9 protein-coding genes and 2 rRNA genes are annotated in these 12,685 nt (G+C 66.3%); 7 read left to right on the top strand and 4 right to left on the bottom strand.

The window, feature by feature from the left end; all coding sequences use genetic code 11:
• From KBX34_RS05090 to KBX34_RS05080, 3 genes are all read right to left on the bottom strand, one after another.
• A 23S ribosomal RNA gene (locus KBX34_RS05090) occupies positions 1–2,380 on the bottom strand; the annotation flags it as partial.
• Between the two features lie 381 nt (positions 2,381–2,761).
• A 16S ribosomal RNA gene (locus KBX34_RS05085) occupies positions 2,762–4,278 on the bottom strand.
• A gap of 712 nt (positions 4,279–4,990) precedes the next feature.
• Positions 4,991–5,245, bottom strand: coding sequence for an SCO4848 family membrane protein (locus KBX34_RS05080; RefSeq protein WP_088950636.1), 255 nt, complete (start codon positions 5,243–5,245; stop codon positions 4,991–4,993).
• A gap of 147 nt (positions 5,246–5,392) precedes the next feature.
• On the opposite strand from KBX34_RS05080, the gene KBX34_RS05075 reads away from it, so the two are divergent.
• The 6 genes from KBX34_RS05075 to KBX34_RS05050 all read left to right on the top strand — a co-directional run bounded on the left by KBX34_RS05075 (position 5,393) and on the right by KBX34_RS05050 (position 10,799).
• Positions 5,393–5,863: a PRC-barrel domain-containing protein gene (locus KBX34_RS05075; protein ID WP_210923521.1), complete on the top strand. Its 471-nt coding sequence runs from the start codon at positions 5,393–5,395 to the stop codon at positions 5,861–5,863.
• Positions 5,864–6,135: 272 nt separating this feature from the next.
• Positions 6,136–7,194, top strand: coding sequence for a tryptophan--tRNA ligase (gene trpS / locus KBX34_RS05070; RefSeq protein WP_141911733.1), 1,059 nt, complete (start codon positions 6,136–6,138; stop codon positions 7,192–7,194).
• 59 nt (positions 7,195–7,253) lie between these two features.
• The gene (locus KBX34_RS05065) at positions 7,254–8,453 is read left to right on the top strand and encodes a low temperature requirement protein A (RefSeq protein ID WP_210923519.1); all 1,200 of its coding nucleotides are present in this window, start codon (positions 7,254–7,256) and stop codon (positions 8,451–8,453) included.
• Positions 8,454–8,562: 109 nt separating this feature from the next.
• Positions 8,563–8,910 carry a YciI family protein gene (locus KBX34_RS05060; RefSeq protein ID WP_179783609.1) on the top strand — a complete coding sequence of 116 codons (348 nt, stop codon included), beginning with the start codon at positions 8,563–8,565 and terminating at the stop codon, positions 8,908–8,910.
• Between the two features lie 2 nt (positions 8,911–8,912).
• Positions 8,913–10,169, top strand: a complete 1,257-nt coding sequence (locus KBX34_RS05055; protein ID WP_210923517.1) for an RNA polymerase sigma factor — start codon at positions 8,913–8,915, stop codon at positions 10,167–10,169.
• Positions 10,170–10,208: 39 nt separating this feature from the next.
• Positions 10,209–10,799, top strand: a complete 591-nt coding sequence (locus KBX34_RS05050) for an HAD family phosphatase (RefSeq protein WP_210923516.1) — start codon at positions 10,209–10,211, stop codon at positions 10,797–10,799.
• Between the two features lie 4 nt (positions 10,800–10,803).
• On the opposite strand, the gene KBX34_RS05045 is transcribed toward KBX34_RS05050, so the two are convergent.
• Positions 10,804–11,775, bottom strand: a complete 972-nt coding sequence (locus tag KBX34_RS05045) for an NADP-dependent oxidoreductase (protein ID WP_210923515.1) — start codon at positions 11,773–11,775, stop codon at positions 10,804–10,806.
• Positions 11,776–11,989: 214 nt separating this feature from the next.
• On the opposite strand from KBX34_RS05045, the gene KBX34_RS05040 reads away from it, so the two are divergent.
• Positions 11,990–12,685 (top strand): YoaK family protein, encoded by a 696-nt coding sequence (locus KBX34_RS05040; RefSeq protein WP_210791508.1) that lies wholly within the window; start codon positions 11,990–11,992, stop codon positions 12,683–12,685.

Raw genomic sequence — 12,685 nt, 5'->3', positions numbered from 1 at the left:
TTTCAAGATTGCCTCCACCCATACTGGCGTATGGACTTCACCGGCTCCCACCTATCCTACACAAACTAATTCGAGTACCAATGTCAAGCTATAGTAAAGGTCCCGGGGTCTTTCCGTCCTGCCGCGCGTAACGAGCATCTTTACTCGTACTGCAATTTCGCCGGGCCTGTGGTTGAGACAGTGGGGAAGTCGTTACGCCATTCGTGCAGGTCGGAACTTACCCGACAAGGAATTTCGCTACCTTAGGATGGTTATAGTTACCACCGCCGTTTACTGGCGCTTAAGTTCTCCGCTTCGCCCCGAAGAGCTAACAGGTCCCCTTAACGTTCCAGCACCGGGCAGGCGTCAGTCCATATACATCGAATTACTTCTTCGCATGGACCTGTGTTTTTAGTAAACAGTCGCTTCCCCCTGCTCTCTGCGGCCATACAACGCTCCACCCGCGCGGGGCTTCACGTCTCCGGCCCCCCTTCTCCCTAAGTTACGGGGGCAATTTGCCGAGTTCCTTAACCACAGTTCGCCCGATCGCCTCGGTATTCTCTACCTGACCACCTGTGTCGGTTTGGGGTACGGGCCGCTAAGAACTCGCTAGAGGCTTTTCTCGGCAGCATAGGATCACTGACTTCACCTGAATCGGCTCGGCATCACGTCTCAGCCTTAAGTGTGTTGCGGATTTGCCTACAACACGGCCTACACGCTTACCCCGGCACAACCACCGGCCGGGCTCAGCTACCTTCCTGCGTCACCCCATCGCTTGACTACTACCCATCAGGTTCCCAGCCTCCCCGACATCCGTCCGAAGACATCAGTCAGTTCAGGTGGTTAGCACAACGAGGTTCATCAGGGACGCTCTTTCGCGGGTACGGGAATATCAACCCGTTGTCCATCGACTACGCCTCTCGGCCTCGCCTTAGGTCCCGACTCACCCAGGGCGGATTAGCCTGGCCCTGGAACCCTTGGTCATCCGGCGGAAGGGTTTCTCACCCTTCTTTCGCTACTCATGCCTGCATTCTCACTCGTGCCGCGTCCACAACTGGGTCACCCCGCTGCTTCACTCGCGGCACGACGCTCCCCTACCCATCCACACACCTGCACAAGGAATCAAGTCCAAGCGAGGTTAAAATGTGAATGCCACAGCTTCGGCGGTGTGCTTGAGCCCCGCTACATTGTCGGCGCGGAACCACTTGACCAGTGAGCTATTACGCACTCTTTAAAGGGTGGCTGCTTCTAAGCCAACCTCCTGGTTGTCTATGCGACCCCACATCCTTTTCCACTTAGCACACGCTTAGGGGCCTTAGCTGGTGATCTGGGCTGTTTCCCTCTCGACTACGAAGCTTATCCCCCGCAGTCTCACTGCCGCGCTCTCACTTACCGGCATTCGGAGTTTGGCTGATTTCGGTAAGCTTGTGGGCCCCCTAGACCATCCAGTGCTCTACCTCCGGCAAGAAACACGCGACGCTGCACCTAAATGCATTTCGGGGAGAACCAGCTATCACGGAGTTTGATTGGCCTTTCACCCCTAACCACAGGTCATCCCCCAATTTTTCAACATTGGTGGGTTCGGCCCTCCACGCGGTCTTACCCGCGCTTCAGCCTGCCCATGGCTAGATCACTCCGCTTCGGGTCTAGGACACGCGACTGAATCGCCCTATTCAGACTCGCTTTCGCTACGGCTCCCCCACACGGGTTAACCTCGCCACATGCCACTAACTCGCAGGCTCATTCTTCAAAAGGCACGCCGTCACCCCGCAAGGCTCCGACGGATTGTAGGCGAACGGTTTCAGGTACTATTTCACTCCCCTCCCGGGGTACTTTTCACCATTCCCTCACGGTACTTGTCCGCTATCGGTCACCAGGAAGTATTTAGGCTTACCAGGTGGTCCTGGCAGATTCACGGCAGATTTCAGGGGTCCGCCGCTACTCGGGAACACCCACAGAAGGTCAGCAACTTTCACCTACCGGACTTTCACCGTCTACGGTCAGCCATTCCAGACTGTTCGACTAGCCACTAACTTTGTAACTTCTCGAACAAGTGTCAGCTTGTTCAGCAGGGTCCCACAACCCCGACCACGCAACCCCTGACAGGTATCACACGCAGCCGGTTTAGCCTCGATCCGCTTTCGCTCGCCACTACTCACGGAATCACTAAATTGTTTTCTCTTCCTACGGGTACTGAGATGTTTCACTTCCCCGCGTTCCCTCCACACACCCTATGTGTTCAGGTGTGGGTGACACCACATGACTGGTGCCAGGTTTCCCCATTCGGACACCCTGGGATCACAGCTTGGTTGACAGCTCCCCCAGGCCTATCGCGGCCTCCCACGTCCTTCATCGGCTCCTGGTGCCAAGGCATTCACCGTTCGCCCTTGACAACTTGACCACAAAGATGCTCGCGTCCACTGTGCAATTCTCAACAAACGACCAACCCACAACCCGATCCGCCCCACACCAAACCCAACAACAGTTGGCGGTATGTGGAGCCAGGCCATGCCTGGCAGACTCCCAGCCCCCACACCGGGGGGCTGGCCAAGTCTCTGAAACAACAACACGATGGTTGTTCCTTCAGGACCCAACAGGGTGCTCACATTTCTTCTCAGCCGCACCAGGGACTTCGTTCCCACCACCCGAAAGCAGCTGTACTAGAAGGAACCCGGCCGTTGCCGAGGAAAAACTTGCCAGTGTCTCCGCCATCTGAGCACCCCACCACCACAGTCGGGCAGTGCGGGCTCCTTACCGACTTTCGTCGGAAGGTGCTCCTTAGAAAGGAGGTGATCCAGCCGCACCTTCCGGTACGGCTACCTTGTTACGACTTCGTCCCAATCGCCAGCCCCACCTTCGACGGCTCCCTCCCACAAGGGGTTGGGCCACCGGCTTCGGGTGTTGCCGACTTTCGTGACGTGACGGGCGGTGTGTACAAGGCCCGGGAACGTATTCACCGCAGCGTTGCTGATCTGCGATTACTAGCGACTCCGACTTCACGGGGTCGAGTTGCAGACCCCGATCCGAACTGAGACCGGCTTTTTGGGATTCGCTCCACCTCGCGGTATCGCAGCCCATTGTACCGGCCATTGTAGCATGCGTGAAGCCCTGGACATAAGGGGCATGATGACTTGACGTCATCCCCACCTTCCTCCGAGTTGACCCCGGCAGTCTTCGATGAGTCCCCGCCATAACGCGCTGGCAACATCGAACGAGGGTTGCGCTCGTTGCGGGACTTAACCCAACATCTCACGACACGAGCTGACGACAGCCATGCACCACCTGTGACCGCCCCCGAAGGACCTCACATCTCTGTGAGTTTTGCGGCCATGTCAAACCCAGGTAAGGTTCTTCGCGTTGCATCGAATTAATCCGCATGCTCCGCCGCTTGTGCGGGCCCCCGTCAATTCCTTTGAGTTTTAGCCTTGCGGCCGTACTCCCCAGGCGGGGCGCTTAATGCGTTAGCTGCGGCACAGGAAACCGGAGAGGTCCCCCACACCTAGCGCCCAACGTTTACAGCGTGGACTACCAGGGTATCTAATCCTGTTCGCTCCCCACGCTTTCGCTCCTCAGCGTCAGTATCGGCCCAGAGACCCGCCTTCGCCACCGGTGTTCCTCCTGATATCTGCGCATTTCACCGCTACACCAGGAATTCCAGTCTCCCCTACCGAACTCTAGCCTGCCCGTATCGACCGCAGGCTTGGGGTTGAGCCCCAAGTTTTCACGGTCGACGCGACAAGCCGCCTACGAGCTCTTTACGCCCAATAAATCCGGACAACGCTCGCACCCTACGTCTTACCGCGGCTGCTGGCACGTAGTTGGCCGGTGCTTCTTCTGCAGGTACCGTCACTCTCGCTTCGTCCCTGCTGAAAGAGGTTTACAACCCGAAGGCCGTCATCCCTCACGCGGCGTCGCTGCATCAGGCTTCCGCCCATTGTGCAATATTCCCCACTGCTGCCTCCCGTAGGAGTCTGGGCCGTGTCTCAGTCCCAGTGTGGCCGGTCGCCCTCTCAGGCCGGCTACCCGTCGTCGCCTTGGTAGGCCATCACCCCACCAACAAGCTGATAGGCCGCGAGCCCATCCCAAGCCGAAAAACTTTCCACCCCCAGCCATGCGGCCGGAAGTCCTATTCGGTATTAGCCCCCGTTTCCGAGGGTTATCCCAAAGCTTGGGGCAGGTTGCTCACGTGTTACTCACCCGTTCGCCGCTCGAGTACCCCGAAGGGCCTTTCCGCTCGACTTGCATGTGTTAAGCACGCCGCCAGCGTTCGTCCTGAGCCAGGATCAAACTCTCCAACAAAAAATTAGTTGAACAGCATCCTGACAACAAACAAATGTTGCCAAAGGAATCCCAACCAGCCAGCAAAAACTGACCAGTCCGGGGTATAAATCATAATTGGCACTGGCTTTACAAGCACCCTGTTGAGTTCTCAAAGAACAACCACACACCGACCAGAAGCCCCACCTCAGTGGAACCCCAACCGGGGCTTTTCGTTCTGTGTCCCCGCCGCTCTCGCGCCGGGCACTTTTACTACGTTACCTCACCGTCTTCGCCGTGTCAAACCGTGTGTCCCGGTCTGTCATGCTTCGTACGGGTTGGCACCGGCGCACTCACGCAGCAGCGGACCGCTGCGTCAGGTCGTCGGATTTGGCAGAACCGGCCGCTGCGGTTTCCCGCAGTCTCGCCCGGTGCCCTGCCGGTCGTGAACCTTACCCGGTCGGCTTCGCCGCACCAAATCCGCCTCGCGGCCGATCCGGCAAGCCCCGCCCGGACCGTGTCCCGCAGGAGCGAACCCCTGCTTGACCCGGTTGTCAGCTCGCCCCAGGCCCTCAGGACTTTCGTCCCGTTTGCCCCGTTCGCGCTGACAGAGAGAAAGTTACGCGTCCCCGGGTTTGATCGTCAAATCCACGGGTAGCGGCGCGCGTCACATTCGCGTCGTCGACCGATAGCCGAGCTCGGACTGAGGCCCGATCCGTTCTGCGACAGCCGCTGTCACCGAGAGGCGGGCAGGTCAGGCCGCTTGCCGCCGACGAGCGGCGAACCAGGCGCGGATGCCGAGGACACCGACAGTCGTGCCAATGGCGAGAGAGGCCGCGATCAGCAGTGCGTGCACCCACAGGAAGCTGGTGGCGGCGCCGTCGGCGACAGTGCCGGACGCCCAGGACCGCGGGTCCTGCCAGATGGCGATCGCGAACCTCGGCCAGATCACCCAGGTCCAGATCCCGACCCCGACCAGGAAGACAGCCCACCCTCGCGACAGCACCATGGCAGCCGAGTATGCCAGCGCACCTGCTCACCTGGCCGATCAGCAGAGACAGGCAAGCACTGGGAGGCGACCCGGTCTGTTTCCGACGGCAGCGGGATGGGCACTTCGAAACAGGACAGCTGAGGACCGTCCCCCCGGAGGTGCCCCATGCAACCCTCGATCTTCAATCCCTGGGCCTGGCGTGACCCGTCCGCCCTGGCCGGCGGATACACGCAGACCACCCCCTCGGTCACCCCGCCCGACGACCAGCACGGCGGGCACGACGGTCCGGACGCTCCCGGCCCCGGCACGCCGGTGGACCTGGTGGGCTACCAGGTCCAGGCGAGTGACGGGCGGATCGGCACCATCGACGAGGCGAGCAACGAGGCAGATGCCGGCTACCTGGTGGTGGACACCGGGCCCTGGATCTTCGGCCAGAAGGTGCTGCTGCCCGCCGGCACTGTGGAGCGGGTGGATCACCAGGAACGCGTCGTGCACGTCGACCGGACCAAGGAACAGATCAAGGACGCACCGCCGTTCGATGCGGATCCGGCCGACCCGGAGTACCGGGAGCGCGTCGGCAGCTACTACGCCGGCGGTCACCTTCCCCCGCCCGGGGCTGTCCCGCGGGTAATGTGAGGCCGTGGTCCGGATGGGCAGCTGCACGTCGGAGGCGGTCGACAAGGTCGACGGCCTCCCGCTCGGTGCGGTGCCCAGGATCCCGACCAGCTCCGGCGACGGCCGTGAGCAACTTCTGAACGTCCTCCGTGCCGGTGGTCTGCGATACCGCGCCGGCGCGCGATGGCGGACGGCTCGCTGAGCCGATCCCGCTGACCGAGGGGCCCGAACATCGGCCCCACTCGGCGCGCGCCCACGCGTCACCCAACCTCGGATACGAGAGGCACACCACCATGTCCGTCGCACGAATGCTCACCGGCGACCGGCCCACCGGCCGCCTTCATCTCGGTCACTACGTCGGCAGCATCGCCAACCGGGTGCGGCTGCACCGACGCTACGAGAGCTTCTTCATCATCGCCGACCTGCACATGCTCACCACGCGCAACCGTCGCGAGGATATCGACCAGGTCTCCGGCAACGCCCGGGAGATGGTCACCGACATCCTGGCCGCCGGCGTCGACCCGGAGAGCGCCACGTTCTACCTCCAGTCCGCCATCCCGGAGGTCGGCGACCTCAACACCCTCCTACAGAACCTGGTGACCGTCCCCCGGCTGGAACGGGTGCCGTCGCTCAAGGACATGGCCCGCGACGCTGGCAAGGAGGAGATGCCGTACGGGCTGCTGGGTTATCCGGTGCTCCAGGCCGCGGACATCCTCTGCGTGAAGGGCGAGGTGGTCCCGGTCGGTCGGGACAACGCCGCGCACGTCGAGGTGACCCGGGAGATCGCGCGGCGGTTCAACCATCTCTACGGGCCGGTCTTCCCGGTGCCCGAGCTGATCCCGGCAGACACACCGAGCCTGGTGGGCACCGACGGCGCGGCCAAGATGAGCAAGAGCCGGGGCAACTCGATAGCGCTCTCCGACGATGCCGCCACCGTGCGTCGGAAGGTGCTCGGTATGTACACCGATCCCAACCGGGTACGGGCCGACGTGCCGGGCACGGTGGAGGGCAACCCGGTGTTCGCGTACCACGAGGTCTTCAATCCGGACCGCGACGAGGTGGCCGACCTGGCCCGGCGTTACCGGGCCGGGCAGGTGGGTGATGTGGAGGTCAAGGAACGGCTCGTGGCCGCGCTGGAAGGGTTCCTGGCGCCGATCCGGCAGCGCCGGGCCGAGATCGAAGCCGACCGGGGGTTGGTCGACCGGCTGATCGTCGAGGGCACCGAGCGGACCCGCCTGGAGGTACGCCAGACCTTGATCGAGGTACGCCGGGCGATGGGGCTGACCGGCGCGTACCAGCAGGTGCGGCGGCGGGCCGAGCGGAGTCGGCGGCGGACCGACGCCTCGGCCTGAGGCCGGCGCCCGGCGGGAAGAGCGGATGAACCCGCGACCGACCTGGGCAGAATGCCAGGATGGGGAGGATTTTCGACGAGCGTCCGGTGCGGGCTGCGGAGACGCACCGGACCACGATGTTCGAGATCTTCTTCGACCTGGTCTTCGTCTTCGCGCTCACCCGGGTCATCACGTTCATGGCCGGGTCGCCGACCGCGCTGACCCTGGCTCAGGGGCTGCTCCTCCTCCTGCTGCTGCTCTACTCCTGGGGGCCGTACACCTGGGTGGGAAACCTGGTCCGCGCGGACGTCGGCCTGGTCCGCGCGGCGACCCTGGTCGCGATGGCGGCGATCTTCGTGGTCGCGCTGGTGCTGCCGGACGCGTGGAAACAGGGTCCGGGGTTCCTGGACGCCCCGCTTGCCCTCGCCCTGGCCTACGTGGTCGGCCGGGCGGTGCAGCTCGTGGTCCTGTTCTGGGTGAGCGCGACGAACCCGCCACTGCGCTCGACGCTGCGCTTCTTCACCGTGCCGGTGGTGCTGGCGTGGCTCCCGCTGGTCGGCGGCGCGCTGCTCGGCGGCGCGGCTCAGACAGCGCTCTGGACGGTCGCGCTGCTGGTGGACATCGGTGGCGCCCGGATCGCCTCCGCCTTCCGGCCGTGGCAACTGCGCAGCGTGGACCACTTCACCGAGCGGTTCGGCCTAGTGCTCATCATCGCGTTGGGCGAAGCGCTGATCTCCGCCGGTGCGGGGCCACGGACGATGGCACCCGTCGGTGCGGCGGTGGTGGCCGCGCTGCTCGGCCTCACCAGCACTGTCTGCCTGTGGTGGCTCTACTTCGACCGGCTGGCGCCCGCCGCGAGGAAGGCCGTCAGCGATGTGCCGGATGAACGACGAGCCGGCGTGGCCGGTGACGCGTACGGCATCGGGCACTCCCCGCTGATCATCGGTGCGATCTACGTCGCGCTCGGCATCGAGGAGGTGATCAGCCAACTCAGCGAGGAGTCCGGTCACTCCGACCCGCTGGGCTGGGAAGCGGCCACCGCGCTCTACGGTGGCGCAGCGGTCTACCTGATCAGCAGGCTCGTGTTCCGCCGGCTGACCGTGCGCGTCGTCCACCCGACGCAGGTCGTCGCCGCGCTCCTGCCTCTGGCCCTGCTGCCGATCGGCCGGTCCCTGCCTCCGCTGGCGGCGCTCGCCCTGCTGACCGTCTTCCTGATCGGGGTCACCTGGTTCGAGCGGCGGGTCGATCAACGCGACTGGGCACAGCCGCGCGACGCGTGAACTCCGGCCCGGAAAAAACCTGACGTGCCGTGTCGACATCCCCGGTGGTCGTTCGTCGTCATGCTGTACGGCGACCCCGCCGCACCGAGAGGAGCCAAACGTGAAGTACATGCTGCTGTTCATGAGCCCCATGGTCGACGGGGAGGTCGTCGACAACGGGTGCAGTTTCGAGGACTGGATCCGCTACGACCGGGAGATGAAGGACGCCGGGGTCTGGGTCTCCGGGCACCCCTTGCAGGACCTGACCACCTGCACGACAGTGCAGGTGGGTCCGGACGGCGAGCGCACGATCACCGACGGGCCGTTCGCCGAGACCCGCGAGCTGCTCGGCGGGTACGACGTCATTGACGTGCCGGACCTCGACGCCGCGCTGGACTGGGCGGCCCGCAGTCCCGGGGCCATCGGCACCGGGTCGGTCCAGGTCCGTCCGATCTTCGAGATCGACATGCAGGCCTGACCGTGCCGGACGAGAGGGCAGCAGTCGGGTCGTCGGTGGAGGCGGTGTTCCGGGAGGAACGCGGCCGACTGCTCGCCTCGCTCGTGCGCCGCTTCGGTGACCTCGACCTGGCCGAGGAGGTCGCCTCCGAGGCCATCGAAGCGGCCCTGGCGCACTGGCCGACCGACGGCGTCCCGAGCCGGCCGGGCGCCTGGCTGCTCACCACGGCGCGGCGTCGAGCCGTGGACCGGCTGCGTCGCGACCGGGTGCTGGCGACGCGACTCGCCGTCCTCCGGGCGGAGGCCGAGCGGGCCGACCCCGCCCCACCCGCCGACGCGGACCGCGATCTGCCCGACGACCGGCTGGCACTCTTCTTCACCTGCGCACACCCGGCCCTGGCCGCGCAGGACCGGGGAGCACTCACCCTGCGGTTCCTCGCCGGCCTCACCACGGCCGAGGTCGCGCGGGCCTTCCTGGTTCCACCGGCGACCATGGCCCAACGGCTGGTCCGGGCCAAGCGCAAGATCCGGGACGCCCGCATCCCGTTCCGGGTGCCCGGCGACGACGAGCTGCCCGGTCGACTGCCCACGGTGCTCCAGGCCGTCTACTCGGTCTTCACCGAGGGGTACGCCGCCAGCTCCGGCCCGGATCTGCAACGGATCGACCTGGCCGAGGAGGCCATCCGGCTGGGCCGGATCCTGCGTCGGCTGCTGCCCGCGGAGCGGGAGGTCGCCGGGTTGCTCGGCCTGATGCTGCTCGTCCATGCCCGACGTGACGCGCGTACCGGGCCAGATGGGGCCATGGTCCTCCTCGACGACCAGGATCGCGGACGCTGGGATCGCCCCATGATCGAGGAGGGGCGGAAGCTGGTGGTGGTCGCGCTGACCGGCCCGGAGCCCGGCCCGTACGGCGTGCAGGCCGCCATCGCTGCGCTGCACGACGAGGCCGCCGACGTGGCCAGCACCGACTGGCCGCAGGTGGTGGCCCTCTACGACGTCCTGCTCGGCCTGGTGCCCTCACCGGTCGTCGCGCTGAACCGGGCCGCCGCGGTGGCGATGCGGGACGGGCCGGAGGCGGGGCTCGCCCTGCTCGACGAGTTGGCCGACGAGCCGCGGCTGCGCGGCCACCATCCCTATCCGGCGGCGCGGGCCGACCTGCTGCGCCGCCTCGGCAGGTACGACGAGGCCGCGACGGCGTACCGCAGCGCGTTGGAGCTGGTCGGCACGGAACCGGAGCGGGTGTTCCTGCTCCGCCAGTTGGAAGCCGTCACGAGCCCGTGAGCGGAGCTCGATGGCCGGCGCGCGCTGTACCCTTCCCCGGTGACTCTGCCTCTGCCTCCCGGTGAGTTCGCCGCGTACCTGTTCGACTGCGACGGCACGATCGTCGACTCGATGCCGCTGCACTACGTGGCCTGGCAGCGGGCTCTGAACGAGTGGGGCTGCGAGTTCCCGGAGGACCTCTTCTACGCCTGGGGCGGCCGGCCGACGGCCGACATCATCGTCGCCCTCAACGAGCAGCAGGGTCTGAGCATGCCGGTGGCGACGGTCGTCGAGCGCCGGGAGAGCTACTACGAGGAGCTGCTGCCGCAGCTCGCGGCCGTGCCAGAGGTGCTGGCGCACATCCACGACGCGCACCGGCGGGTCCCGTTCGCCGTCGTCTCCGGCAGCACCCGAGCCTCGGTCACCGCCTCCCTCGACGCGCTCGGTCTGCTGGACCGGTTCGACGTGCTGGTCTGCGCCGACGACTACACGCGGGCCAAGCCCGACCCGCAGGCATTCCTGCTCGCGGCGGAACACCTCGGCGTAGCGCCCGAGTCGTGCCTGGTCTTCGAGGACACCGACCTGGGCATCCAGGCCGCGACCGCAGCCGGCATGGCATCGGTACGCGTGCCGCAACAGCGCACGTCCTGAGGTCTCAGGCCACCGTCAGCAGGAGCTTGCCGGCGTAGGAGGTCTCCAGGCGCTGGTGCGCGTCCCGCACCTTGCCCAGCGGGAACTTCTCCGCGACGTGCACCACGAAAGGCCCCGCCTCGATGAGTTCGTTGAGGCGCTGCAACTGTCGAGGGCTCGATTCGCCGTCGTAGGCCCGCACCGTGACGCCCGGCCGTTCCTGCGGCTCCGGCCGCACCCCGTGGGCGAACGCGACGACCCCGCCGTCGGCCAGCGCCTCGGTGAGCCGGTCGAGGGTCGCACCGCCGGCCATCGCCAGGATGGCCTTCACCCCGTCCGGCGCCGCGTCCCGGATCCGGGCCAGCACGTCGGTCATGTCGCCGTGGCCGTCGAGGGAAACGTCGGCGCCGAGCCGGGTCACCAGGGCGACGCCGTCCGCACCGGATGCCACGGCGATCACGTTCAGTCCCTGCCGTTTGGCCAGCTGCACGGCCAGGTGTCCCTGACCGCCGCTCGCGCCGAAGATCAGCAACCAGTCGCCGGTCGACAGGCTGACGGTGTCGAGTCCGGCCAGCGCGGTCAGCGCGTCGGTGGGCATGGCGCCGGCGTGCTCCGCCGGCACGCCATCGGGCACCCTGGCCGCGTACTCCGCCTTGACTGCCGCGTACTCGGCGTAGAAGCCACCCTTCGGCCGGGTGGTGGCGGAGACGTAGACCAGGTCGCCGACAGCGACGTTGGACACCTTGCTGCCGGCCGAGATGACGGTGCCGGCACCGTCGGAGCCGGGCACGATCGGAAGGGCAGAGCCCTCCGGTACGAGCACGCCCTGCCGCTCGTACACGTCCCACACCCCCACGCCGGCGCTCCAGACCTTGATCAGCACCTCGTCGTCGGCGATCTCGGGGATCGGCAACTTGCGGAGGGTGATCACCTCCGGCCCACCGAAATCGTCCAGGGCCGCGGCCTGCATCCGCTCTGGCACATCCCCGTCAACCATGTGGATTCCCCTCCCGTGCCGGCGTCACCGTCGCAGCATGCCGGCTCGGGGACAGACGTGACCCCGGTGCCGGGTGCCGTTCACCCACAAGGGCGACCGTCCGCTCGCGGCGTGTCCCGGCGGGCGTAGTCGGGACGGGCACGGGAATGGCTGCGTGCCCGGAGTCAGTCGGCGCCGGGCCAGGGCTGGTGGCAGGACGACGGGAGGCAGCACCGTGCGCGCACCGTCGACGCGGGCGACGGCCTGGCTCCTGGTGACGTTGGCCGCGGCTTCCGGCTGTATCGACGTGATCTGCCTGACCAGGCTCAACGGGTACTTCGCCAGCGTGGTCACCGGCAACCTGGTGCACTTCGGCCACGCGCTCGCCACGGCGGATGCCCGCTCGTTGATGGGTGCCGTGGTGGCGGTCGGTGGTTACGCGGTGGGGGTGGCAGCCGCCACGCTGCCGCTGCGTCGCACCCCACCGGGGTGGAACGGCCGTACCGCCGTGGTGACCTCGGCGGAGGCGGTGCTGCTGCTCGGCTTCACCGTGGGCTGGTTCGCCTGCTCGGCCCGTCCCGGGTACGGCTTCGGGCTGGTGCTGCTGGGGATGGCCGCCGTGTCGAGCGGCATCCAGAGCGTGATCACCGTTGGTGCCGGCGTGAAGGGCGCGTCGACCACCTATCTGACCGGCTCGCTGACCGAGCTGGTCCGACGTCGCATCGTCGACCCGCACCGGTTCGCCGACGTGGGTGGCGTCGGCCGATTGGCCGGGCTGGTGCTCGGCGCCGCGCTCGGCACGGTGCTGCTGCGCACCGCCCCGACCTGGGCACCGGCGCTGGCGGCGGTGCTGGTGATCGCGGTGATCGCGGTCGCCGTCGGTCTGACCCGCCGCGCGAGCGCCGCCGGCGACCACAGCCAGCGGCGCTGA

It is taken from the genome of Micromonospora sp. M61, from assembly GCF_018070245.1.
Taxonomy (GTDB): Bacteria; Actinomycetota; Actinomycetes; order Mycobacteriales; family Micromonosporaceae; genus Micromonospora; species Micromonospora zamorensis.
The sequence above is the reverse complement of the archived record's forward strand: the minus strand, read 5'-3'. Positions and strand labels throughout refer to the sequence as shown.